Source organism: Agromyces sp. NPDC058104, assembly GCF_042884835.1.
In the GTDB taxonomy this organism is placed as follows: domain Bacteria; phylum Actinomycetota; class Actinomycetes; order Actinomycetales; family Microbacteriaceae; genus Agromyces.
Genome location: NZ_JBHVTD010000001.1, coordinates 1536677 through 1560298, shown reverse-complemented (window position 1 = coordinate 1560298; position 23622 = coordinate 1536677). Strand labels below are relative to the sequence as shown.

Sequence of the window (23622 nt, the reverse complement as noted above, 5' to 3'; positions counted from 1 at the left end):
GATGGGCCCGCTCCCGCGGGCGGGCGTAGCGTGAGAGGCATCCGAAGAGAAGGGCGCACGATGGACGCCGAAGCCTCAGACCACCTCGTGATCGAGCCGAACATCCTCTACGTCGGCACACCGGTCTACCTCGTCGCCACCGAGAACGCCGACGGCACGGCGAACCTCGCTCCCGCCTCCTCGCACTGGGCGCTCGGACGCATGCTCGTGCTCGGACTGGAGGCCGACGGGCAGACCGCGGCCAACCTCGCCGATCGGCCGCAGCTGACCGTGAACTTCCCGGCAGCGCGGCAGTGGCGCAGGGTCGAGCGGCTCTCGTCGGTGACGGGCCGCGACCCCGTGCCCGCGGCGAAGGCCGGGCAGTACCGCTTCGAACCGCGCAAGTTCGAGCTCGCGGGCTTCACGACGACGCCCTCCGAACTGGTGTCGCCGCCGCGCGTGCGCGAAGCACCGCTGCAGTTCGAGGGCGAGGTGCGCCGCATGACCCCCGGCGTCGACCCCGGGTACTTCATGGTCGAGGTCGAGGTGGTGCGCGTGCACGCCCTGCCCGAGCTCGTCGTGCCCGGAACGAACCACATCGACCCGCACGCCTGGCATCCGCTCATCTACAGCTTCCGCCACTTCTACGACCGCGGCGACCACGTCGGCTGGACCAGAAAGTCGCCGATCGCGCCCGGCCCGCCCGACACGAGCGAGCCCGAGGATGCCTCCCCTCCCCTCGAAGCTCCCGCTGCCGGCGCTCCCTCGCCCCTCGCCGAGCTCGACCGTTGGGAGGGCTTCGGCGGCACCTGGGCGCTCCGCCGCCTGGACGCCGACGGGGCGATCGTGAGCCTCTGCCGCTGCGACGGCGGCGAAGAAGTCTCGCGCATCGTCTCCGCCGAGCCCGCCTTCGTCGAATGGGCCGCCCGGCAGGAGCTGCAGCCGTGAGCCCGCAAGGAGCGACTCGCCCCGCGGCCGACGCGAGGCCCGTGCTCTCGACCCCGTGGTCGGCCTCGCTCGGGCTCACGACGCCGATCGTGAGCGCCCCGATGGGCGGTGTCGCCGGCGGCCGCTTCGCGAGCGCCGTCTCGCGGGCCGGAGCGCTCGGCATGATCGGCATGGGCAGCGCCGGCTCGGCGGCGAAGCTCGAGGCGCAGCTCGCCCGCGTCGAACTCGACGGCGAGCCGTTCGGCATCGGCGTCGTGCACTGGGGCGTCGTACGCGAACCCGCCCTGCTCGACGTCGCACTCGGGGCGCACCCCGCGCTCGTCTCGGTGAGCTTCGCCGACCGCTTCGAGTGGGTCGCGCGCGTGCACGACGCGGATGCCCTCGCGGCGACGCAGGTCTACACCGCCGCGGAGGCCCTGGTCGCCGCCGACGCGGGCGTCGACATCGTCGTCGCCCGCGGATCCGAGGGCGGCGGACACGGCGACCCGCGCATGGGCACGCTCGCCCTCCTCGATGCGGTGCTCGACGCCGTCGAGTCGCGCGGTTCCACGACGTCGGACGGCCCGGCGGTGCTCGCGGCCGGCGGCATCGGCTCGGGTCGCGCGCTCGCCGCCGTGCTCGCGGCGGGCGCCGCGGGGGCGTGGATCGGCACCGCCCTCTCGGCGTCGACCGAGACCCTCTCGTCGCCCGCGGCGATCGACGTGCTGCTCGCCGCGACCGGCGACGACACCGTCAACACGACGGCGATCGACGCCGCGCTCGGACTCCCGTGGCCCGAGCGGTTCCCCGAGCGCGTCATCCGCAACGCGCTCGTCGACGAGTGGCTCGACCGCGTCGAGGAGCTGCGCACGGCGACCGTCTCGGCCGATGGCACCGATGTCGTCGCCCTGCGCGCCGCGATCACGGCGGCGAACCGCGTCGGCGACCACGCGCTCGTCCCCGTCGACGCCGGCCAGGGCGTGGGCCTGCTGCGACGATCGCGGCCGGTCGCCGAGGTGCTCGACGAGTTCACCCGCACCGCCGCCGCGCTGCTGCGCCGCCCGCGAGCGACGTCGAGCCCCACCCTGCCCGACCGCTGAGGGAGGTGGGCCCGCCCCGTCGATTCCGCCCTCGGCCCCGGTATCCCGGACCCTTCCTCCCGCGCGCAACCGGTACCGAAGTACCGAGGGCGGCAGGAAGGTGAGCCCGCCGGGCAGGCGAACGGACCGGCCGCCGACCGAGTCGAGCGGCGAGCCGCGAGCGGCGCGCGGCGAGTCCCGACGGGACGCTCAGATGCTCCGGTGGTCGACGAACGGCATCCGCGGCCCGCGCCGCGGACGCCCGCGAACCCCGGCCGCACCGAGCAGGCGCACCACCCGGTAGCGATGCCCCGCCCACGGCGCGAGGGCCTCGAGCATCTCCTCGTCGCTCATGTCGCGCCCTGCGAGCGCATGGCCGACGTAGTTCGAGAGATGGTAGTCGCCGACCGAGACGGCGTCCGCGTCGCCGAGCGCGCGCTGCGCGACCTCCGCCGCCGTCCACGGTCCGACGCCGTGCATCAGGGTGAGGCGCGTCGTGGCATCCGCCGGGCTCATGCCGACCGCCTCGTCGAGGCGGCGCGCAAACCGCGCCGCGTTCTGCACCGTCGCGGCGCGACGCGGGTCGACGCCGGCCTTGTGCCACTCCCAGCTCGGGATCCCCCGCCACACCTCGGCACTCGGCACGACGCGCATGGGCCGCGGCGTCGGCCCGGGCGCGACCGTGCCGAAGCGGGTGACGAGTCGGCGCCACGAGTCGTGCGCCTGCAGCGTGATGACCTTCTGCTCGAGGATCGACGCCGCAAGCGCCTCGAACACCTGTGCCGTGCGCGGCACCCGCAGGCCGGGGTTGCGGCGATGGGCGTCGTCGAGCAGCGGAAGGAGGGGGACGAAACCGGTCGGGTCGTCACGCTCGCCGAGCAGCTCGGGCGCCTGTTCGACCGCGGCCGCCGCCCCGGGCCCCCACCCCTCGCAGCGCAGCAGGCCGCCCGGCAGCTGCCGCAGGCGAACCGTGGCGTCTCCGTGGTCGGTGCGCACGGCACGCCACACGGAGCCCGCCTGGTCGACGTGGAACGAAGGGTCGCCGATGCCGCGGCGAAGGCTTCCGAGGGTCTGTCTGAGATCGGTCGGATGCCGCGGCCGCCACTCGAGGGCATGGTCGGCGATCACCGCACCAGTGTGCCGCACGCGGCTGACAGCGACGTCGGCGGGTGTCCGGGCGAGGCAGCGGCGTGCGACGATGATCGCGTGCACCTCAGACTCGCCGATGCCGCCGACGTCCCCTCGATCGCCGCGACGCTCGCCCTCGCCTTCGCCGACGACCCCGTCTGGGGCCCGGTCCTGCGTCGACCCGACGGCGACACGAGCCACCTCGAACCGTTCTGGAGCCGCTTCGTCGAGGGCGCGCTGCCCTACGAGACCGTCTGGGTCGCCGACGACGGCGCTGCGGTCGCGGTGTGGCTGCCGTCGGGCGCGCCCGAGATGACCGACGACCAGTTCGCCGCAGTCGAGGCGATCGTCGACGACCGGCTCGACGCCGAACAGCGGCGTGCCTTCGACGGGCTCATGGAGGCGTTCGAGTCGAACCACCCCCACGGGCAGCCGCACATGTACCTGAGCCTGCTCGCGTCGAACCCGGCCCGCCGCGGCGAGGGGCTCGGGCAACGAATGCTCGCCGAGAACCTGCGGGCCTTCGCGTCCGAGGGCCTCCCCGCCTACCTCGAGTCGACGAACCCGGCGAACGACCGCCGCTACGAGCGTGCCGGGTTTCGCCGGGTCGGCGGCTTCACCTCGCCCCTCGACGGCGCCCCCGTCACCACGATGTGGCGCGCCGTCGACGCCTGACGCGACCGTGGCCATCGTGGGGGCGTCCGCCGTACCCTGAGACGACCATGCGCTTCGGAACCCTCGAATTCAGCCCTGCCCTCGACCGCCCCGAGCTGCTCGCTGCGCCGACCGCGGCCGCCCTCGCGGGCGCCGACCCGAACGACGCGCTCGTCGCGGCGATCGACCCGGGCCTCGCCGACACCGCCGCCTTCTGCGCCCACTACGAGATCTCGCCGGCCGACGGGGCGAACTGCGTCATCGTGCAGGCGCGCCGCGGCGCGCGCACCTGGTACGCGGCGTGCCTCGTGCGCGGCGCCGACCGCCTCGACGTCAACGGCGCCGTGCGCCGGCACCTCGACGCGCGCAAGCTGTCGTTCGCCCCGATGGAGCTGGCGGTCGAGCTCACCGGCATGCAGGTGGGCGGCATCACGCCGGTCGGCCTGCCGGGCGACTGGCCCGTGCTCGTCGACGAATCGGTCGCCCGCCATGAGCGGTTGATCATCGGCAGCGGCACGCGCGATGCGAAGCTGCTGGTCGGCGGGGCGTTCCTCGCCTCGTCGCCGGACGCCGAGGTGCTGCCGATCGCACTCGCCGGCTGAGCCCGCTACGCCGCCGAGCCGGCGACCGGCGCTGCGGCCTTCGCCGCCGCGGTCGTGACGATCCGGCGGCGCAGCGCGAGGAAGAGCAGCACCATGCCGGCCGTCACGAGGATGTGGCCGAGACCCGCGATGCCCGCGATCGCGGCCGTCGACTCCTCGCCGAGCACCGTGAGGGTGCCGTGCCAGACGAGCATCGCCGAGGTCAGCACGACGCCGGCGTTGTAGACCCAGAAGAACCAGCCGAACAACCGGCTCTGCGACAGCTCGAACACCTTCTCGAGCACGAGCACGATGAGCAGCACGATGACGCCGAGGGTCAGCAGGTGCGTGTGCGCGAGCCCCAGCTGCGTGAACTCCCCCTCGGGGAACCCCTGCGACTTCGTGAGCTCGCGGTAGTACAGCCCCGAGGCGACCCCCACGATCATGTAGGCGAACGCGGCGGTGAACAGCTTGAGCATGACGATCCCTTCCGGCGGTCCTTCCAGCATCGCGGGATGCCGCGACCGCCGCATCGATCGAAGGATTGAGGCCGATCCGGCTACGCCGTCATCAGCACGATGCCCGCGACCACCACCGCCGAGGCCGCGATGCGCGCACCCGCACGACCCTCCCGCAGCACGAGCGCGCCGAACACGCTCACGAGGACCACGCTGATCTCGCGCAACGGCGCGACGAGCGCGACGGGGGCCATCGTGATCGCGGCGAGCACCAGGATGTACGCGAGCGGCGAGAGCACGCCGAACGCCGCGATCCTCCCCCAGTGGTTCCGCGCCACCGCACCGAGCTCGCGCCACCTGCCGCCGAGCCCGGCGCTGAACAGCACGATCTCGCCGACGGTGCAGCCCACCATGAAGGCGACCGGAGCCACCGCCCACTCGCGCACGGCGTGCGCGTCCCACACGGTGTACGCGGCGATCGCGACCCCGGTGAGCAGGCCCCAGCCGATGCCGGGGTCGAGCCGCCGGCGCCCGTGAGGGCCCGGGGCTCGGGGGCCCGGGGCATCCGCACCGCTCGGCCGATCGATGACGCCCATCGCGACGACCGCGACGATGATCGCCGCGATGCCGACGAGTGCCGCGGGCGACGGGCGTTCACCGAGCAGGGTCACGGCCACGAGCACCGTGATCGTCGGGCCGGTGCCGCGGGCGACGGCGTAGACGGTCGAGAGGCGACCGGTCGCGTAGCCGCGCTGGAGCACGAGCATGTAGGCGCAGTGCAGCACCGCCGAGACCGCGGCCGCCAGCGCGAACTCGGCGGCCGAGGCACCGCCGAGCCCGCCGGTCAGCGGCACCGCGGGCAGCCAGACGACCGTCGACGCGACCGCGCCCCACCAGAGGAAGGGCATGCCGATCCGGCTGACGCCGTGGGCGACGATGTTCCATGCCGCATGGCAGACCGCTGCGGCGAGGACGAGGACGAGAGCCGTGGACGACATTGCGAGGACCTTCCGTCCGCCGCGGGCGCGACGAACACGGTCCTCCGGGCTTTTGTCCTGTCAGATGACGGTCGTCGGCGACGGCCGTGGCGCCGCTCGGACCAGTCGGGCGCGCGGCCCCGGAACCCTAGGCGCTATCGCGAACGACGCTAGCACGGGCGGGTGAACCGCCGGGTGAACGGCGAGGGCCCGGCCGACGACGATCGGGGGCCGGGCGATCAGCGGAGATCACCCGGCCCGGTTCGGTCGTCGTCGCGACGGTCAGGCGGTCGTCGTGGAGTCGAACCGACGCCCTGCCGGGCTCGAGCGCCGCAACCCGATGAAGATCACGACGAACCCGCCGAGGAGCGGGACCAGGGTGAGCAGGGCGATCGGCCCAGGATGGTCCGCATCGTGCAGTCTCCTCCAGAAGAGGGCGAGGGTCGGGACGACGAGTGCGAGGATTCCGACCGCGAGCAGCAGGGCCAGCACGCTCGCGAGCGTGAGCGACGTCAGGTACTCCTGAGCGTCGACCGCGCGGGCCGACGCCGCGAGGAGCGACTCGACCGCGATGGCGGTGCCGAGTCGCGCCGTCTCGACGACGAGCACCACCCACCAGAACTCCGAACGGCTCGCACGTCCGGTGAAGCGCGCGTAGCCCCTGAAGTACCGCGCGAGCGCGGTCGAAAGGTTCGCACCGGGAACGGGTCGATCCGCGGCGACCTCGGGCTTCGACCCGACCGCGGAGCCGAGCTCGGTCGTCGACACGTCAGCGCACGTCGTCGGCGGTGGAGGCGAGCTGTTCGTCCACGAGCGGCGCGTCCAGGCGATCGGCGACCGGCCCGACCGCAGCAGCGAGCTGCGCACCCGCCGAGGCGACCGCAGCGCCGATGGCCGCGCCGTCGTGCTCGGAGGCGCGAGCGGCCGCACCGCCTGCGGCGGCGCCGCCGATGATCGAGCCGAGCAGCTCGCGCAGGCCGACGCCCATGGTCGAGCTCAGCATCGCGTCGACCTCGGTGATGCCCGAGACGGCGTTCTTCGCGAGCTGCGAGGCGCCGTCGGTCGAGACGACGGTGAGCTGGTCGATGTTCGACATCGGCGCGGCGAGCTCGCGCGCGATGAGCGGCAGCGCGTCGATGACCCGCATCTGCAGCAGGGCCTCGGACTGCTGGGCGACGGCCTCGGCCGCGGCCTTCGTCGCGGCCGCCTCGGCGGCACCCTTGGCCTGGATCGCGTCGGCCTCGGCGAGGCCCTCGGCCTTGAGCGCCTCCGCCGACGCGGTACGGGCGATGCGGTCGGCCTCGGCGGCGATGCGCACGGCCTCGGCGGCGGCCTCGGCCTCGACCTTGACCTTGTAGGCCTGCGCGTCGGCGACGGCCTTGACCTCGGAGTCGAGCTCGGCGGCGCGGAGCGCGGCCTTCTTCTGCGCCGTGATCTCCTGCTGGGCGACGACCTCCTGCTGCGAGAGCGCCTCGGCGAGCGGGCGAGCCGCGGCGGCCTCGGCGGTGGCCTTGTCGGTCTCGCGCTGCAGGGCGGCCTTGCGCTGGGCGAGCTCGGCCTCGCGCTCGGCGACGGTCTGCTCGGCGGCGATCACGGCCTCGCGGGCCTCGCGCTGCGCCACGGCCTCGGCGATCTCGGCCTGCTTGCGCACCTTCGCCTGCTCGGCGCGGCCGAGGTCGTCGATGTAGCCGTTGTTGTCGGAGATGCCCTTGATCTCGAACGAGTCGACGTCGAGGCCCTGGCTGAGCAGCGACTCCCGGGCGACGCCGAGCACCGCGGCCGAGAGCTCGTCGCGGCGGTTGATGATGGTGAGCACATCGGTCGCACCGATCGAGGCGCGCAGCGAACCCGACAGCACCTCCTGGGCGAAGATGTCGATGTTCTTGTCCTGCCCGAGGAACCGCTGGGCGGCCGCACGGATCGCGGAGGCGCTGTCGCCGACCTTGACGATCGCGACGGCGTCGACGTGCACGGTGATGCCGTTGTTCGTCTGCGCCTCGGCGCGGATCTCGATCGCGCGCGAACGCAGCGAGATCTTGTGCGCCTTCTGGAAGAAGGGCATGATCCACACGCCTTGGCCGTGCACGACGCGCTGGCCCGACTCCTCGGTGTCGACGCCGTCGACGACGCGGCGCTTCGAGCGCTTGCCGGTGACGACGATCGCCTCGTCGGGTGAGACGTTGCGATACAGCACCTTCGCCCAGATCCAGAGGATGACGGCGGCGATGACGACGAGGGCGATGATGCCGATGATCGGGGCAGCGGCGAAGAACTCGAGCACGGGGTTCCTTCGTTCGGGTGGTCGGGCAGGGCTCCGCTCAAGGATGTCGGGCCGAGCGCCCCTGCGCAATCGTTCCGGGGTACTGGATGCCGCGTGCCGCTGCGGACCCGCTCAGAGCGCCCTGCTCGTCACGGCCTGGAGCTCGACGCCGAGCTTCGCGTTCCAGTCGCGGATCGCCTGCTGCTGTGCCGCGTCGCAGGCCTTCCCGTAGCCGATGTTCACGTCCCAGTACTCGACGTCGCTGGTCCAGATCCGGTGGTCGAGCTTCCATCCGTCGAGGAAGGTGAGCGCGTAGCAATCGGCCATGACCTCGTCGTCGCCGTCGAACGCGACGAGCGCCTCGCGGGTGGCGGTGGGGTTCGTGATCTGCAGCACGTGCGCGAACTCGTGGTACGCGATGCCGGCGCGCAGTTCGTCGTTCATGTAGGGCACGGCGTTGGCCGCGGCGTCGAAGTGCACCAGGTACGGATCGTCGTGGACGACGCACGCGAGCAGTTCGCCGTCGGCCGCGTCGTCGCCGTCGTCGCAGATCGACTTGGCGTCGTCGATGACCGAGTCCACGAATCCGCCGGAGAGGCGGTCGATGACCGCCTCGTAGCCCGAACCGCTCGCGTTCGACCGCGCCGCCTGCTGCGCCTCGTTCCAGCGGGCGTCGAGATCGGCGGTCGCCTGCTCGACGGCCCGCGTGTCGGCGGCGACCGCCTCGGCGTCCCAGCGATGCGCCCACGCCTGCACGGCGTAGCGGCGGTAGTCCTCCCACGGCACGACCGAGGCGGTCGGCACGCCGTCGAACTTGACGGTCGAGTCGAGCAGGGCGTTCATCGCCGCGCCGAAGGTCTCCTTCTCGTCGATGAGCTCGCGCTGCTGCTCGAGCTCCTGCTCCTGCTCGGAGATCCGCTCCTGCGCGGCGTCGAGCTGGAGGAAGAACCAGACGCACCCTGCGACCGCACCGGCGAGGGCGACGCCCAGCAGTGAGATCGTGACGATCGCGCCCCACGGCCGGCGTCGCGCGGGCGGTGCTTCGACGGCGCTGGCGTCGCCGGCGCTGGCGTCGCCGGCGCTGACGTCGCCGGCGCTGACGTCGCCGGCGCTGACGTCGCCGGCGCTGACGTCGCCGGCGCTGACGTCGCCGACGGCGGACTCGCCGGTCGGAGGCCGGGACTCGGTCGGAGCCTCGTCGACGGAATCGGCGCTCGGGACGCGAACGCCGTACTTCGGGGGTGCAGGGTCGGTCACTCATCACCTCGGGCGGGGTCGGTGCGCCTTCGGGGGCCACCGGAGAAGTTCGGGCGGTCCATCCAAACACCCCGCGCATCGATGCGACCGCAGTCGATCCCGAATCGTGATCGACTTTCGGCGAGAACCGCCCTCAGACGGCCGCCTTCGCATAGTGCCGACGGGCCTTCTCCCGGTTGCCGCACGTCTCCATCGAGTGCCAGCGACGCGCGTTCGCGCGGCTCGTGTCGATGAAGAAGTGCTGGCAGTCGGGTGCGGCGCACGGCCGGATGCGCGAGCCCGAGGGCGACTGCAGCTCCGCCCACTCGCGGATGGCCGCCCCGCCGACCCTGCGGCCGTCGCCGTCGCGATCGCGCCAGACGAGCCCGCCCTCGGCTGCCAGCTCGGGCCGGCGGGCCATCTCGTCGAGCCAGGGCCCGAGCGCGTCCGGCGAGCGCGTTCCCCGCAGCACGGCGACGAGCGCGTCGCGCACCTCGCGGGCGTCGGCGAGGTCGGATGCCTCGGCCGGTGCCCCGTGCGCGCGCAGCCAGGCCGCGCCGCGCTCGTCGTCGAGCTCGTCGTCGACCCGGTCGCCGTAGACGAGTCGCGAGTTCACCAGGTCGAGCAGTAGCCCCGCTGCCGCGGTCGTCTCACTCATCGGGTCTCCTCGGGTTCATCCGGTCTTTCCTCGATTCTAACTTGCATGGAATAGCAATGGGGTTATAGCGTTGCACTCACCAGAACTAACCGGATCGAATCCGCATTCCAGTTAGAGATGAATCCAAGCCAGGAGGGCGCCATGTCGTACATCACCGTCGGAACCGAGAACTCCCAGAACATCGACCTCTACTACGAGGACCACGGCTCCGGTCAGCCCGTCGTGCTGATCCACGGCTACCCGCTCAGCGGCGCCTCGTGGGAGAAGCAGTCGGCCGCCCTCCTCCAGGCCGGCTACCGGGTGATCACCTACGACCGCCGCGGCTTCGGCAAGTCGAGCCAGCCCACGACCGGCTACGACTACGACACCTTCGCCCACGACCTGAAGGTGGTGCTCGAGACCCTCGACCTGCGCGACGTCGTGCTCGTCGGCTTCTCGATGGGCACCGGCGAACTCGGCCGCTACCTCGGCGCCTACGGCGGCGAGCGCATCGCGAAGGCCGCCTTCCTCGCCTCGCTCGAGCCGTTCCTGCTGCAGACCGACGACAACCCGACCGGCGTTCCGGCCGACGTCTTCTCGGGCATCGAGCAGGCGGCGAAGGCCGACCGCTACGCCTGGTTCGACGACTTCTTCCAGAACTTCTACAACCTCGACGAGACCCTCGGCAGCCGCATCAGCGAGGCCGCCGTCCGCGCGAGCTGGAACACGGCGGCGAGCGCCTCGTGGTTCGCGTCCTCGGCGGTCGTGCAGTCCTGGCTCACCGACTTCCGCGACGACATCGCGAAGGTCGAGGTGCCGAGCCTGATCCTGCACGGCACCGCCGACCGCATCCTCCCGATCGACGCGACCGCCCGCGAGTTCGTCAAGCGACTCCCGTCGGCCGACTACGTCGAGATCGAGGGCGCCCCGCACGGACTGCTGTGGACCCACGGCGACGAGGTCACCGAGGCGCTGCTCGCCTTCCTGGCGAAGTAGCCCCGGCCGACGGCCCGCCCGAACGACGAAGAGCCCCCGCGACCGCGGGGGCTCTTCCTGTTGTGTTGTGCGCGAGGGGGGACTTGAACCCCCACACCCTTGCGAGTACTGGCACCTGAAGCCAGCGCGTCTGCCAATTCCGCCACTCGCGCAAATGTGGTCGCACCGAAGTGCGTCCAGCCACGAGAGCCTAACATCTCGCGAGCCACAACTCCATTCGAGGCCACGGGGCCTCCCGCCGGCAGCCGCTGCCTGGCGATTCGCAGGACGACTCGCACGCCGCGCCGCCGTACCGGGCGCGTCCGCCGGATCGTCCTGCGACCCGTCAGCGACGGGTGCGAACCGGCCGCCCCGACCCTTGGCAAACGCTCCGAGTCGGGCCTGCACCTCGCGCCGGCCCGCGGCCCGGGAATAGCATCGAAACCCGGGTACCGGCGCCCATGACCGATGCGACGAAAGGAGCGCCCACGTGACCCACTCCCCCGACGGGCGACTCGATCTCCGCGGCATCCGCGGCTGGCTCTTCGACCTCGACGGCGTGCTCACGCCCACCGCGACCGTGCACATGCACGCCTGGGCGCGCCTCTTCACGCCCTACCTCGTGCAGCACGGCGCGGCCCCGTACACCGAGGCCGACTACTTCGCCCACATCGACGGCAAGCCCCGGTACGACGGGGTCCGCAGCCTGCTCGCGAGTCGCGGCATCCGCGTCGCCGAGGGCGAGGTGACCGACGCCCCCGAGCTCGACACGGTGCACGGCCTCGGCAACCGCAAGAACGCCGCGTTCAACGAGACCCTCGCCGAGGAGGGCGTCGCCGCGTACCCCGCGAGCGTCGCGTTCCTCGACGCGGTGCAGGCGGCCGGATGCCACGTGGCCGTCGTCTCGAGCTCGAAGAACGCGCCGGCCGTGCTCGCCGCCGCAGGCCTCGCCGACCGCTTCGAGGTCGTCGTCGACGGCGGCTACGCCGCGGCCGAGCACCTGCCCGGCAAGCCGGCGCCCGACACCTTCGAGCGCGCCGCCGAGCTGCTCGGCCTGCCGACCACCGCGTGTGCCGTCGTCGAGGACGCCGAGTCGGGCGTGCAGGCCGGGGCCGCCGGTGAGTTCGGGCTCGTGGTCGGCGTCGACCGGGGCAGCGGTCGGGCGGTGCTCGAGCGCCTCGGCGCCGATCTCGTCGTCGACGAGCTCGACGAGCTGATCCCCCGTCTCCCGCCGACCCGGAAGGACTCCGAATGAGGTTCGCCGACACCGACCCGCTGAACCGCAGCCGCTTCCCGGTCGACCCGTGGGCGCTGGTCGAGACCGAGTTCGGCGACGCCGACATGGGCCGCACCGAGACGCTCTTCGGCGTCGGCAACGGCTACCTCGGCCTCCGCGGCAACGTCGAGGAGGGCCGCGACGGCCACATGCACGGCACCTTCGTGAACGGGTTCCACGAGACGTGGCCGATCCGTCACGCCGAGGAGGCGTTCGGCTTCGCCCGGGTCGGCCAGACGATCGTCAACGCACCGGATGCCAAGATCATCCGCCTGTACGTCGACGACGAGCCGCTCGTGCTCACCGAGGCCGAGCTGCGGTCGTACGAGCGCCGGCTCGACTTCCGGCTGGGCGCGCTCAGCCGGTCGATCGAGTGGCGCACGCCCGCCGGCAAGCGGGTGCTCATCACGAGCCGCCGCATGACGAGCTTCACCGATCGCCACCTCGCGGTGATCGACTACGAGGTCGAGCTGCTCGACGCCGATGCGGCGGTGACGATCTCGAGCCAGATCCTCAACCGCCAGGACGGCCGCGACGAGTACCGCAGCGGGGTGACCCAGGAGGCGCCCGGCGCGTTCGACCCCCGGCGCGCCGAGCAGTTCACCGAGCGGGTGCTCCAGCCGCGCATGAAGCGCTCGGAGGGCGGCCGCTACCTGCTCGGCTACCAGTGCACGAACTCGGGCATGACGCTCGCGGTCGGCGCCGAGCACCAGATCACGACCGACAACCCGTTCACCGAGACCGGCACGATCGGCGACGACCTGGCGAAGCACGTGTACCGGGTGCAGGCGAAGCAGGGCATGCCGATCCGCATCACGAAGACGGTGAGCTACCACACGGCCCGCAAGGTGCCGGCGCGCGAGCTCGTCGACCGCTGCGACCGCACCCTCGATCGCGCGGCCGAGCTCGGCACGGGCGAGCTGTTCGCCCAGCAGCGCTCCTGGCTCGACGACTACTGGGCTCGGTCCGACGTGCAGATCGAGGGCGAGCCGGTGCTGCAGCAGGCGACCAGGTGGAACCTCTTCCAGCTCGCCCAGTCGACCGCCCGCACCGACGGCGGCGGCGTCGCCGCGAAAGGCGTGAGCGGCTCGGGCTACGGCGGTCACTACTTCTGGGACAGCGAGGTGTACGTCCTCCCGTTCCTGAGCTACACCGCCCCGATCGTCGCCCGCAACGTGCTGCGCTTCCGCCAGCGCATGCTCGACGCCGCGCGCTCGCGCGCCCTCGAGCTGAACCAGCGCGGCGCGCTCTTCCCGTGGCGCACGATCAACGGCCAGGAGTCGAGCGCGTACTACGCGGCCGGCACGGCCCAGTACCACATCGACGCCGACGTCTCCTATGCGCTCTGCCAGTACGTGGCCGCCACCGGCGACGAGGAGTTCCTCGCCCGCGGCGCGATCGACATCCTCGTCGAGACCGCCCGCATGTGGGAGGACCTCGGCTTCTGGCGCTCGAACGCCGACGACGTGTTCCACATCCACGGCGTCACCGGCCCCGACGAGTACACGACCGTCGTGAACGACAACCTGTACACGAACGTGATGGCGCGGGCGAACCTCGCCGCCGCGGCCGCCGCGATCGACACCCTCCAGGTGAACGACGCCCCGGCGTACCACCGGCTCGTCGAGCGTCTCGGCGTGACGCCGTCCGAGGTCGCGAGCTGGCGGCGCGCCGCCGCCCACATGCACATCCCCTTCGACGAGCAGCTGGGCATCCACCCGCAGGACTCCGCGTTCCTCCAGAAGGAGCTGTGGGACCTCGAGAACACGCCCGACGACCGCCGGCCGCTGCTGCTGCACTACCACCCGCTCGTCATCTACCGCTTCCAGGTGCTGAAGCAGGCCGACGTCGTGCTCGCGCTGTACCTGCAGGGCGACCGCTTCTCGGCGGAGGCGAAGCGGGCCAACTTCGAGTACTACGACCCGCTGACCACGGGCGACTCGACCCTGTCGGCGGTCGTGCAGTCGATCATCGCCGCCGAGGTCGGCTACCACGAGCTCGCGATGCGCTACTTCCGCTCGGCCCTGTTCGTCGACCTCGCCGACCTGCACCACAACGCGGCCGACGGCGTGCACGTGGCCTCCACCGGCGGCGTCTGGAGCGCCCTCGTCTCGGGCTTCGGCGGCTTCCGCGACCACGGCGGGCGCTTCACCTTCGATCCGCGCCTGCCCGACGGCTGGACCCGGCTCACCTTCCGCCTCACGCTCCGCGGCACCCGGCTGCGGGTCGAGCTCGAGCCGGGGGCCATCACCTTCACGGTCGAGGAGGGCACCGGCGCGACGGTCTCGGTGCGCGGCACCGAGGTCACGATCGAGGCGGATGCCCCGGTGACCGTGCCGCTCGACGGGCAGGGCCCGCGCAGGCACGGCTCGCCGACGATGCAGGATGTCACGGGCACCCGACGGGCGGACGGTACCCTGCTGACGGCGTCGATCCCGACCCTGTCGCTCGACGCGGACGACATGGAATCGGTCATCCCGATCGATTGATCAGGGGTGTTGCCAGCCGCTCGCGCTAACATGACGCGAAGTCAGACACCGGAATCGGGAGACCTGTGGGCCTACTGGACAACTTCGAGAAAGGTCTCGAGCGCGCCGTCAACGGCGCGTTCGCGAAGACCTTCCGCTCGGGGCTGCAACCGGTCGAGATCACCTCGGCGCTGAAGCGAGAGATCGACACCAAGGCGGCCGTCGTGTCGCGCGACCGGGTGCTCGTGCCGAACAACTTCACCGTGCGCATGTCGCCGGCCGACCACGACCGCATGGCGTCGCTCGGGCCGGCGCTCATCGACGAGCTCGTCGACCTCGTGCAGCGCCACGCGGCGAGCCAGCACTTCCAGTTCGCGGGCGGCATCACGATCGGGCTCCGCCCCGACGAGAGCCTCAGCGTGGGCATGGTGCAGGTCGACTCCCAGAACGTGAAGGGCCAGGTCGCCTGGACCCCGGTGCTCGACGTCGACGGCAAGCGATACCCGATCCTCAAGGGCCGCACGGTCATCGGCCGCGGCAGCGAGGCCGACGTCACCCTCGACGACTCCGGCGCCTCGCGCCGCCACGCCGAGGTGCAATGGGACGGCTCGCGCGCCCGGGTGCGCGACCTCGGCTCGACGAACGGCACCCAGCTGAACGGCGCCGTCGTGAAGGAGTCGATCCTCGAGCCCGACTCGGTGATCACCATCGGGCGCTCGCGTATCGTATTCCGGGTGCTCGCGCAGGCCGCGGGCGGCGCAGGCGAGCCCCGCCGCGCGGCACCGGCGACGCAGCGCCACGACATGGGCGGATTCTGGGGAGCGGGCGAATGAGCGAACTGACCCTGGTCGTCCTCCAGCTGGGCTTCCTGATCCTGCTCTGGGTCTTCATCTTCGCGATCGTCTACGCGCTCCGCAGCGACCTGTTCGGCCAGCGCGTGCGCAAGCTGCAGCCCGAGAGCGCGTCGGGCGCGCCCGCAGCGGCGTCGGCCTTCCCGAGCTCGCCCGTCCCGTCCGCCGCGGCCACCGCGCCGGTGTCGACGCCCGCCGCCTCCGGCGGCGACGAGGTGGCATCGAGCAGCAACGCCTCCCGCCTCGTGATCACGAGCGGCGCGAAGTCCGGCGTCGAGTTCCCGCTCGGCCGCGACGAGATCACGATCGGCCGGTCGAGCGACTCGGCGATCATCATCCGCGACGACTACACCTCGACCCACCACGCCCGGCTCATGCTGTGGAACGACCGGTGGATGATCCAGGACCTCGACTCGACGAACGGCACCTTCCTCAACGGCTCCCGAGTGACCGTGCCCACCCCGATCCCGCTCGGAGCCACCGTGAAGGTCGGAGCGACGACGTTCGAGCTGCGGCGGTAGCCCATGCCGACGGTGAAGGCGAGCGCAGCGGTCTCGCACGTCGGGCGGGTCCGCTCGAACAATCAGGACTCCGGCTACGCCGGGCGCCGGTTGTTCCTCGTCGCCGACGGCATGGGCGGCCACGCCGGCGGTGACGTCGCGAGCGCGATCGCGACGCGTCGCATCGCCGAGGCCGACGTCGACTACGACAGCGCACCCGAGGCGGCCGCCGCCCTCGAGGGCGCGCTCATCGCCGCCAACCGGCGCCTCGCCGAGACGGTGGCCGAGCACTCCGAACTGACCGGCATGGGCACGACGGTCAGCTCGATGCTGTACCTCGGCGACCGGGTCGTGATCTCGCACATCGGCGACTCGCGCATCTACCTGCTGCGCTCGGGCGAGCTCAGCCAGATCTCGACCGACCACACCTTCGTCCAGCGCCTCGTCGACGCCGGCCGCATCACGGCCGAGGAGGCCATGGTGCACCCGCGCCGCTCGGTGCTCATGCGCGTGCTCGGCGACGTCGAGGCCTCGCCCGAGATCGACCAGATGGTGCTCGACACTCGCGACGGCGACCGGTGGATGCTCTGCTCCGACGGGCTCTCGGGCGTCGTCTCCTTCGACGAGATCCACGAGTTCATGTCGGCCGACGTCGGCGCGAAGCAGGTCGCCGACCGCCTCGTGAAGGCGTCGCTCGACGGCGGCGCCCCCGACAACGTCACGGTCGTGCTCGTCGACATCGGCGAGCCCGCCGCCCCGGCGACGCCGCCGCTCATCGTCGGGTCGGCGGCAGCCCCGCTCGCCTTCGGCGCCGCGTCCGAGCCGGTGCGACCACGAGGCATCCGACTGACGCCGTTCAGGCCGCACCCCGTGCAGGAGACGCACTTCGAGCCCGACTCCGCCGACTACTTCGACGAGCTGATCGAGGAGGACGCGCGCCGCCGGCGGCGCCGCCGCTGGGTGTGGGGCTTCTGGATCGTGCTGTTCGTCGCGGCGATCGTGCTGGCGATCGTGTTCAGCTACCAGTGGACGCAGACCCGCTACTACGTGGGCGAGTCGAACGGGCGGGTCGCCATCTACCAGGGCATCCAGCAGAACCTCGGCCCCATCTCGCTGCACGAGCTGCACACCGAGACCGACATCGACATCGCCGAGCTGCGCACCTACGACCAGCAGCGCGTCGAGCAGACGATCAGCGCGGGGTCCTTCACCGAGGCATTCCAGATCGTGCAGCGCTTGGAGGAGTCCCTTGACTGACCACGCCGCGACCGGTCGCGTGACCACCGCCGGCGACGGCGGCACCCCGTCGCGCCCGGCGACGCCGCCGAGCGGGATCCGCCGCATCCGGATGCCGCAGAAGCTCCGCAACCTCGAGTTCTGGCTGCTCATCGTCGCCTGCTTCATCAACGCCTCGGCGATCGTGCTCGTGCAGCTCGGGGCGCTCGGCCGCATCGACACGCAGCTGGTGCTGCTCGGCGCCGGCCTCTCGTTCCTGGTGTTCGGCCTGCACATCGCGATGCGCTTCGTGGCACGCGACGCCGACCCGTTCCTGCTGCCGATCGCGACCGTGCTGAACGGCCTCGGCATCGCGATGATCTACCGGATCGACATCGCCGAGGGCGACGCCGGCTGGGAGAGCGCCGCGGTGCGCCAGATCGCGTGGAGCGCGATCGCCCTCATCTGCGCGATCGCGACCATCATCGTCATCCGCAACCACCGGGTGCTCTTCCGCTACACCTACCTCGCGGGCCTCGTCGCCATCATCCTGCTGATCCTGCCGCTCGTGCCCGGTCTCGGGCAGTCCCGCGGCGGCGCCCAGGTCTGGATCGGCTTCGGCGACATCGCCACCTTCCAGCCCGGTGAGATCGCGAAGATCGCCCTCGCGGTCTTCTTCGCGGGCTACCTCGTGCGCAACCGCGACTCGCTGTCGATGGTGGGCACGAAGTTCCTCGGCATGAAGTTTCCCCGCGCACGCGACCTCGGCCCGCTGCTCGTGGTCTGGGCGCTCTCGATGGCGGTCATCGTGTTCCAGCGCGACCTCGGCACCGCCCTGCTCTACTTCGGCCTGTTCCTCGTCATGCTCTACGTCGCGACGAGCCGGCTGTCATGGGTCGTGCTCGGCCTCTCGCTGTTCCTCGCGGGCGCGATCATCGCGAGCCAGACGCTCGACTACGTCGGCAACCGCTTCGCCAACTGGCTGACCCCGTTCAGCGACGAGCGGTTCAACGCCGACCCGGGCGGCAGCTATCAGCTGGTGCAGGGCCTCTTCGGACTCGCCAACGGCGGGCTCATCGGCACCGGATGGGGGCAGGGCCGGCCCGACCTCACCCCGGTGCCCCAGAGCGACTACATCATCGCGAGCCTCGGTGAGGAGCTCGGCCTCGCCGGCATCTTCGCCATCCTCGCGCTCTACCTGCTGTTCGTGGCGCGCGGGTTCCGCATCGGCTTCGCCGGCCAGGACGACTTCGGCAAGCTGCTCGGCGTCGGCCTCGCCTTCGTGGTGGCGCTCCAGGTGTTCATCGTCGTCGGGGGCGTGACGCGGGTCATCCCGCTCACCGGCCTCACGACGCCGTTCCTCGCGGCGGGCGGCTCGTCGCTCGTGGCCAACTGGATCATCGTCGCGCTGCTGCTCCGGCTCTCCGACACCGTCCGCAACCATCCGAGGCTGGTGATCGACGGATGAACAGAGAGCTCAAGCGCGTCTCCATCGTCGCCCTGATCATGTTCGTGACGCTCCTCGTGTCGTCGACCCTGATCCAGTTCGTGCAGGCCGACAGCCTCGCGGCCGACCCCCGCAACTCACGCACGCTCTACGAGAGCTACTCGGTCGAGCGCGGGCCGATCCTCGTCGGCGGCGACCCCATCGCCTACTCGACGGCGACCGACGACTTCTACCGCTTCCAGCGCACGTACTCGAACGGGCCGCTCTACGCGCCGGTGACCGGCTACATCCCGGTGAACGGCGAGGCGACCGGCCTCGAGCGCTCGCTCAACGACTACCTCAGCGGGCAGTCGTCCAGCCAGTTCTTCGACCAGCTCAACCGCCTCATCTCCGGACAGGACCCGGTCGGCGCCTCGGTCGAGGTCGCGATCGATCCCGTGGCGCAGCAGGCCGCGTGGGACGCGCTCGGCGACTACACCGGCGCCGTCGTCGTCACGGAGCCCGAGACCGGGCGCATCCTCGCGATGGTCACCAAGCCCACCTTCGACCCGAACTCGCTGACGGTGCACGACGGCGAGCAGGTGCAGGCGACCTACGAGGGCCTCCTCGCCGACCCCGGCGACCCGCTGTTCAACCGTGCGACGGGCGGCGACATGAACCCGCCCGGCTCGGTGTTCAAGCTCGTCGTCACCGCCGCAGCCCTCGAGTCGGGCCGGTACACCCCCGATTCGACGTTCCCGAACCCCGGCGAGTTCACGCTGCCGGGCTCGAGCTCGGTCGTGCGCAACTCCGGCGGCGGCACCTGCGGCGAGGGCGCCACCGTCACCCTCGCCGATGCGCTCCGCCTCTCGTGCAACATCCCCTTCGCCGAGCTCGGCATCGAACTCGGCGACAACGCGATCCGCGACCAGGCCGAGAAGTTCGGCTTCGACCACGAGTTCCTGATCCCGACCGGCACCGAGCCGAGCACGTACCCGCAGGGACTCGACGACGCCCAGACCGCGCTCTCGGCATTCGGCCAGGGCGAGGTGCGCGCGACGCCGCTGCAGATGGCGCTCGTGTCGGCCGCGATCGCCAACGACGGCATCGTGATGAACCCGAATCTCGTCGACCAGATCACCGCCCCCGACCTCCGCCCGCTGCAGGAGTTCGAGGCGAGCGAGTTCGGCCGCGCGATCAGCGAGTCGACGGCCGACACCATGGTGCAGATGATGGTCAACGGCGTCGAGAACGGGGCCGCGAGTAATGCAAGAATAGACGGCGTCAGCGTGGCCGGGAAGACCGGAACAGCGGAGAACGGCGAGGATGACCCGTATACCTTGTGGTTCACCGGATTCGCCCCCGCCGACGACCCTCAGTATGCAATCACGGTGCTCGTGGAGGATGGCGGGGGACTTGGTCAGGAGGGGTACGGCAATCTCATAGCCGCACCCATCGCAAAGCAGGTACTAGAGGCGGTGCTGAACAAATGAGACCGAGCGCAGGGCTCACCTTCGGAGGGCGCTACGAGCTGCAATCCCGCATCGCGATCGGGGGGATGGGCGAGGTGTGGCAGGCCACCGACCTCGTCATCGGCCGTCAGGTCGCGATCAAGATCCTCAAGGACGAGTACCTCGGCGACCCGGGCTTCCTCGAGCGCTTCCGCGCCGAGGCCCGCCACGCCGCGCTCGTCAACCACGAGGGCATCGCGAACGTCTTCGACTACGGCGAGGAGGAGGGCAGCGCCTACCTCGTCATGGAGCTCGTCCCCGGCGAGGCGCTCTCGACCATCCTCGAGCGCGAGCACGTGCTCTCGACCGACAAGGTGCTCGACATCGTCGCGCAGACCGCGGCGGCCCTGCAGGCCGCGCACGCGGCCGGCCTCGTGCACCGCGACATCAAGCCCGGCAACCTGCTGATCACGCCCGACGGGCGGGTCAAGATCACCGACTTCGGCATCGCGCGCATCGCCGACCAGGTGCCGCTGACCGCCACCGGCCAGGTCATGGGCACGGTGCAGTACCTCTCCCCCGAGCAGGCCTCGGGGCACCCGGCGTCGCCGACGACCGACATCTACTCGCTCGGCATCGTCGCCTACGAGGCGCTCGCGGGCCGTCGCCCGTTCACGGGCGAGTCGCAGGTGGCCATCGCCATGGCGCAGATCAACGAGACGCCGCCCGACCTGCCGGTGACGGTGTCCGAGCCGGTGCGCAACCTCGTCTACTCGTGCATCGCGAAGAACCCGGCCGATCGGCCGCAGACCGCGGCGCACCTCGCCCGTGCGGCCACCGCGCTGCGCCGCGGCGACGTGCAGGCCGCGTCGGCCGCGGTTCCGGCCGTGCTCGGCGCCGCGGGCCTCACCGCTGCGACGATGCTGATGCCGCAGGCCGGGGCGACCGCCGCGACGACGATCCTCCCGACGGCCGCCGACGGCGAGGAGCTCGGCGAGGACGGCGAGCCCGAGAAGAAGAAGCGCAGCCCGTGGACGTGGCCGCTGATCGTGCTCATCGCGCTGCTCGCGATCGTGCTCATCGGCACGATCATCGCGCTCGCCTTGAACTCCGGCGAGAAGGACCCGGTGAAGTCGTCGACCCCGTCGACGCCGCCGACCACCGCGACGCAGACCTCCGCACCTCCGACGAGCGAGGCGCCGACGACGGAGCAGATCAATCCCGACGACTTCATCGGTCTCTCCTCCGACGAGGCGAGCGCCAAGCTGCGCGACCTCGGGATGGTCGCCAACGCCGTCCCGGGCAACGCCGCCGTCGACCCTGCGCAGGAGGGCATCGTCTACGAGGTGAACCCCACGGGCCCGGTCCCGATCGGAAGTGAGGTGACCATCACCTACTACGGCTCGCCTGAGCAGCCGTCGGCGCCGGGTTCGGCACCGACGGTCGATCCCGCAACGGTCGAACCGGGCGGCACGTTCACCGTCTCGTGGCCCACCGCGCAGTGCCCGGCAGGCCAGACGCTCACCGGGTACACGATCAACGTCAGCGGACCCGCGACCGGACCCAACGCGGCGAGCCCCGGCGAGACGAGCAAGCAGTACACCGTGAGCGGAAGCGCGGTCGAAGGCGACACCGTGAAGGTGACCTACCTGTACTACTGCGGCAAGCTGAGCTCCCCCGAATCTCCCGCCGGCTCCGTGCAGGTGCAGCCGGCGGGCGCTGAGGGCCCCGACACGAACGGCTAGACGAGTCCCGAGCATCCCGCCGATCAACTCACCCCCCCCCCCGACCGACTGAAAGGACCCGCCCACCGTGAGCGATGAAGGACGCGTGCTCGCCGGCCGCTACCGCGTGGGCACCCTCATCGGCCGCGGAGGCATGTCCGACGTGCACGTCGGCACCGACACCCGGCTCGGCCGCCAGGTCGCGATCAAGCTGCTGAAGCCGCAGCTCGCGACCGACCCGGCGTTCCGCATGCGGTTCCGCCAGGAGGCGCAGTCCGCGGCGCGCATGGCGCACCCGACCATCGTCCGCGTCTTCGACGCCGGCGAGGAGACCGTGGTCGACGCTGCCGGGCAGGAGGTGCAGCTGCCCTTCATCGTCATGGAGTTCGTCGAGGGGCGACTGCTCAAGGACATCATCCACGACGGGCCGCTCGAGCCCGCCGCGGCGGTCCGGGTCATCGACGGGGTGCTGACCGCGCTCGAGTACTCGCACCGCGCCGGCGTCGTGCACCGCGACATCAAGCCGGGCAACATCATGATCACCACCGCCGGCCAGGTGAAGGTGATGGACTTCGGCATCGCGCGCGCGGTGTCCGACTCGGCGACGACGGTCGCCCAGACGACCGCGATCCTCGGCACAGCCTCGTACTTCTCGCCCGAGCAGGCCAAGGGCGAGACGGTCGACGCGCGCACCGACCTCTACTCGACGGGCGTCGTGCTCTTCGAGATGCTCACCGGGCGCCCGCCGTTCCGCGGCGACACCCCGGTGGCGGTCGCCTACCAGCACGTCAGCGAGCGACCGGTCAAGCCGAGCATCATCAACCCCAAGGTGTCTCCGGCGCTCGACGCCGTCGTGCTGCACGCGCTCGCGAAGAACCGCGACGAGCGCTACCAGACGGCCGTCGAGTTCCGGGCCGACGTCGACACCGCGGCAGCCGGCCGCGTGCCCGTGCATCGCGAACCCGACCAGGCGACGATGCTCTTCGGGGCGCCGACCGCGTCGCTCTCGAGCTCGGAGCTCGCACTGCGCCAGCTCACCGAGGACGAGACGATGTCCCGCACCCAGCGGCGCCCTCCGGCGATCTGGATCTGGGCGGGCATCGTCGCCGTCGTCGTGATCGTGATCGCGGTGATGTACTGGGCATTCAACCTCCAGCCGAAGGACGACCTGCCGTCGAACGCCCGCGAGGTGCCGGCACTCACCGGCATGACGTACGAGCAGGCCGTCGAGGAGCTGCAGTCGTTGGGGCTTCCGGCCACGCGGCTCGAGGAGCCGAGCGAGACCGTCCCCGCCGACCAGGTCGTGCGCACCGATCCCGCCGCCGGTGAGATCGTCGACGCGGGCACCGCGGTCTCCGTCTACATCTCGACCGGTCGCGAGGCGGTCGCGGTGCCCGACACCGTCAACATGCCGCTGGCCGATGCGAAGGCCGCGCTCGAGGCCGCCGGTCTCGTGCCCGGCAAGGAGACGCGCCAGAACTCCCCGACCGTCGCCGCCGACATCGTCATGCAGACCTCGCCCGAGGCCGGCGCCTCGGTCGAGAAGGGTTCGACCGTCGAGTTCGTGCTGTCGAACGGTCAGGTCACGCTGCCCGACCTGACCGGCCAGACGTTGTCCGCGGCATCCGACTTCCTGACGAGCGACGAGCTGCAGCTCAACCCGATCCCGAAGCCCGACGCCTCGTGCCCGTCGGCGCCCGGATCGCCCGTCACGCAGCAGTCCCTGCCGCCGGGCGGCGTTCCGCAGCGCTCCGACGTCGAGCTGACGTACTGCGCGGGCTGACCCTCGAGCCGGCCGCGCCGGCCCCGGGTGCACCGGG

At 71.6% G+C, this 23622-nt stretch carries 21 protein-coding genes and 1 tRNA gene; 14 read left to right on the top strand and 8 right to left on the bottom strand.

Going from position 1 to position 23622, the window contains the following annotated elements; translation table 11 throughout:
* Positions 1-60: 60 nt before the first annotated feature.
* Together ACFVTH_RS07420 and ACFVTH_RS07415 are read left to right on the top strand one after the other, a co-directional pair.
* Complete coding sequence (locus ACFVTH_RS07420) at positions 61-927, top strand: flavin reductase family protein (RefSeq protein ID WP_387088426.1); 867 nt, start codon at positions 61-63, stop codon at positions 925-927.
* Positions 924-2006, top strand: a complete 1083-nt coding sequence (locus ACFVTH_RS07415) for an NAD(P)H-dependent flavin oxidoreductase (protein WP_387088423.1) — start codon at positions 924-926, stop codon at positions 2004-2006. The genes ACFVTH_RS07420 and ACFVTH_RS07415 overlap by 4 nt, the downstream gene beginning before the upstream one ends.
* Positions 2007-2195: 189 nt before the next feature.
* On the opposite strand, the gene ACFVTH_RS07410 is transcribed toward ACFVTH_RS07415, so the two are convergent.
* A complete protein-coding gene (locus tag ACFVTH_RS07410) occupies positions 2196-3113 on the bottom strand; it encodes a DNA-3-methyladenine glycosylase family protein (RefSeq protein ID WP_387088420.1) in 918 nt (305 codons plus the stop codon).
* 78 nt (positions 3114-3191) lie between these two features.
* On the opposite strand from ACFVTH_RS07410, the gene ACFVTH_RS07405 reads away from it, so the two are divergent.
* Complete coding sequence (locus ACFVTH_RS07405; RefSeq protein WP_387088416.1) at positions 3192-3788, top strand: GNAT family N-acetyltransferase; 597 nt, start codon at positions 3192-3194, stop codon at positions 3786-3788.
* A gap of 47 nt (positions 3789-3835) precedes the next feature.
* Positions 3836-4369, top strand: a complete 534-nt coding sequence (locus ACFVTH_RS07400) for a YbaK/EbsC family protein (RefSeq protein ID WP_387088414.1) — start codon at positions 3836-3838, stop codon at positions 4367-4369.
* A gap of 5 nt (positions 4370-4374) precedes the next feature.
* Here the strand turns inward: ACFVTH_RS07400 and ACFVTH_RS07395 are convergent, their stop codons facing one another.
* The 6 genes from ACFVTH_RS07395 to ACFVTH_RS07370 form a co-directional block, all read right to left on the bottom strand.
* Positions 4375-4827, bottom strand: coding sequence for a DUF2871 domain-containing protein (locus ACFVTH_RS07395; RefSeq protein ID WP_387088411.1), 453 nt, complete (start codon positions 4825-4827; stop codon positions 4375-4377).
* A gap of 80 nt (positions 4828-4907) precedes the next feature.
* Positions 4908-5804 carry an EamA family transporter gene (locus tag ACFVTH_RS07390; RefSeq protein ID WP_387088409.1) on the bottom strand — a complete coding sequence of 299 codons (897 nt, stop codon included), beginning with the start codon at positions 5802-5804 and terminating at the stop codon, positions 4908-4910.
* A gap of 261 nt (positions 5805-6065) precedes the next feature.
* On the bottom strand, positions 6066-6551 hold the full coding sequence (locus ACFVTH_RS07385) for a DUF805 domain-containing protein (protein ID WP_387088406.1): 486 nt from the start codon (positions 6549-6551) through the stop codon (positions 6066-6068).
* Between the two features lies 1 nt (position 6552).
* Positions 6553-8064 carry an SPFH domain-containing protein gene (locus ACFVTH_RS07380; RefSeq protein ID WP_387088403.1) on the bottom strand — a complete coding sequence of 504 codons (1512 nt, stop codon included), beginning with the start codon at positions 8062-8064 and terminating at the stop codon, positions 6553-6555.
* A gap of 111 nt (positions 8065-8175) precedes the next feature.
* Positions 8176-9300, bottom strand: a complete 1125-nt coding sequence (locus tag ACFVTH_RS07375) for a hypothetical protein (RefSeq protein ID WP_387088400.1) — start codon at positions 9298-9300, stop codon at positions 8176-8178.
* 133 nt (positions 9301-9433) lie between these two features.
* Positions 9434-9937 (bottom strand): CGNR zinc finger domain-containing protein, encoded by a 504-nt coding sequence (locus ACFVTH_RS07370; protein WP_387088397.1) that lies wholly within the window; start codon positions 9935-9937, stop codon positions 9434-9436.
* Positions 9938-10078: 141 nt separating this feature from the next.
* On the opposite strand from ACFVTH_RS07370, the gene ACFVTH_RS07365 reads away from it, so the two are divergent.
* Complete coding sequence (locus ACFVTH_RS07365) at positions 10079-10912, top strand: alpha/beta fold hydrolase (RefSeq protein WP_387088394.1); 834 nt, start codon at positions 10079-10081, stop codon at positions 10910-10912.
* 68 nt (positions 10913-10980) lie between these two features.
* Here ACFVTH_RS07365 and ACFVTH_RS07360 read toward each other — a convergent pair.
* Positions 10981-11064: transfer RNA gene (locus tag ACFVTH_RS07360), tRNA-Leu, on the bottom strand.
* 413 nt (positions 11065-11477) lie between these two features.
* Between ACFVTH_RS07360 and ACFVTH_RS07355 the strand changes: the two genes are divergently transcribed.
* The 9 genes from ACFVTH_RS07355 to pknB all read left to right on the top strand — a co-directional run bounded on the left by ACFVTH_RS07355 (position 11478) and on the right by pknB (position 23585).
* Entirely contained in the window at positions 11478-12146 is a 669-nt protein-coding gene (locus tag ACFVTH_RS07355; RefSeq protein WP_387088783.1) for an HAD family hydrolase, read from the top strand.
* Positions 12143-14656 carry a glycoside hydrolase family 65 protein gene (locus ACFVTH_RS07350; RefSeq protein WP_387088391.1) on the top strand — a complete coding sequence of 838 codons (2514 nt, stop codon included), beginning with the start codon at positions 12143-12145 and terminating at the stop codon, positions 14654-14656. The genes ACFVTH_RS07355 and ACFVTH_RS07350 overlap by 4 nt, the downstream gene beginning before the upstream one ends.
* A 65-nt stretch (positions 14657-14721) precedes the next feature.
* The gene (locus ACFVTH_RS07345; protein WP_387088388.1) at positions 14722-15468 is read left to right on the top strand and encodes an FhaA domain-containing protein; all 747 of its coding nucleotides are present in this window, start codon (positions 14722-14724) and stop codon (positions 15466-15468) included.
* Positions 15465-16007 carry an FHA domain-containing protein gene (locus ACFVTH_RS07340; protein WP_386941447.1) on the top strand — a complete coding sequence of 181 codons (543 nt, stop codon included), beginning with the start codon at positions 15465-15467 and terminating at the stop codon, positions 16005-16007. Before ACFVTH_RS07345 ends, ACFVTH_RS07340 begins: the two co-directional genes overlap by 4 nt.
* A gap of 3 nt (positions 16008-16010) precedes the next feature.
* Positions 16011-17243 carry a PP2C family protein-serine/threonine phosphatase gene (locus tag ACFVTH_RS07335; RefSeq protein ID WP_386941446.1) on the top strand — a complete coding sequence of 411 codons (1233 nt, stop codon included), beginning with the start codon at positions 16011-16013 and terminating at the stop codon, positions 17241-17243.
* 91 nt (positions 17244-17334) lie between these two features.
* The gene (locus ACFVTH_RS07330; RefSeq protein ID WP_386941543.1) at positions 17335-18669 is read left to right on the top strand and encodes an FtsW/RodA/SpoVE family cell cycle protein; all 1335 of its coding nucleotides are present in this window, start codon (positions 17335-17337) and stop codon (positions 18667-18669) included.
* On the top strand, positions 18666-20120 hold the full coding sequence (locus ACFVTH_RS07325) for a peptidoglycan D,D-transpeptidase FtsI family protein (RefSeq protein ID WP_387088386.1): 1455 nt from the start codon (positions 18666-18668) through the stop codon (positions 20118-20120). Before ACFVTH_RS07330 ends, ACFVTH_RS07325 begins: the two co-directional genes overlap by 4 nt.
* Positions 20117-21823 (top strand): protein kinase, encoded by a 1707-nt coding sequence (locus ACFVTH_RS07320; protein ID WP_387088383.1) that lies wholly within the window; start codon positions 20117-20119, stop codon positions 21821-21823. The genes ACFVTH_RS07325 and ACFVTH_RS07320 overlap by 4 nt, the downstream gene beginning before the upstream one ends.
* Positions 21824-21890: 67 nt before the next feature.
* Positions 21891-23585, top strand: coding sequence for a Stk1 family PASTA domain-containing Ser/Thr kinase (pknB, locus tag ACFVTH_RS07315; protein WP_387088380.1), 1695 nt, complete (start codon positions 21891-21893; stop codon positions 23583-23585).
* Positions 23586-23622 lie beyond the last annotated feature (37 nt).

Excerpts from the sequence above, each read along its gene's own strand:
- ACFVTH_RS07420 (WP_387088426.1), top strand. The coding sequence starts at position 61 with ATGGACGCCGAAGCCTCAGACCACCTCGTGATCGAGCCGAACATCCTC.
- ACFVTH_RS07400 (WP_387088414.1), top strand. The coding sequence starts at position 3,836 with ATGCGCTTCGGAACCCTCGAATTCAGCCCTGCCCTCGACCGCCCCGAG.
- ACFVTH_RS07395 (WP_387088411.1), bottom strand. The coding sequence starts at position 4,827 with ATGCTCAAGCTGTTCACCGCCGCGTTCGCCTACATGATCGTGGGGGTC.
- ACFVTH_RS07390 (WP_387088409.1), bottom strand. The coding sequence starts at position 5,804 with ATGTCGTCCACGGCTCTCGTCCTCGTCCTCGCCGCAGCGGTCTGCCAT.
- ACFVTH_RS07370 (WP_387088397.1), bottom strand. The coding sequence starts at position 9,937 with ATGAGTGAGACGACCGCGGCAGCGGGGCTACTGCTCGACCTGGTGAAC.
- ACFVTH_RS07365 (WP_387088394.1), top strand. The coding sequence starts at position 10,079 with ATGTCGTACATCACCGTCGGAACCGAGAACTCCCAGAACATCGACCTC.
- ACFVTH_RS07355 (WP_387088783.1), top strand. The coding sequence starts at position 11,478 with ATGCACGCCTGGGCGCGCCTCTTCACGCCCTACCTCGTGCAGCACGGC.
- ACFVTH_RS07350 (WP_387088391.1), top strand. The coding sequence starts at position 12,143 with ATGAGGTTCGCCGACACCGACCCGCTGAACCGCAGCCGCTTCCCGGTC.
- ACFVTH_RS07340 (WP_386941447.1), top strand. The coding sequence starts at position 15,465 with ATGAGCGAACTGACCCTGGTCGTCCTCCAGCTGGGCTTCCTGATCCTG.
- ACFVTH_RS07335 (WP_386941446.1), top strand. The coding sequence starts at position 16,011 with ATGCCGACGGTGAAGGCGAGCGCAGCGGTCTCGCACGTCGGGCGGGTC.
- ACFVTH_RS07330 (WP_386941543.1), top strand. The coding sequence starts at position 17,335 with ATGCCGCAGAAGCTCCGCAACCTCGAGTTCTGGCTGCTCATCGTCGCC.
- ACFVTH_RS07325 (WP_387088386.1), top strand. The coding sequence starts at position 18,666 with ATGAACAGAGAGCTCAAGCGCGTCTCCATCGTCGCCCTGATCATGTTC.
- ACFVTH_RS07320 (WP_387088383.1), top strand. The coding sequence starts at position 20,117 with ATGAGACCGAGCGCAGGGCTCACCTTCGGAGGGCGCTACGAGCTGCAA.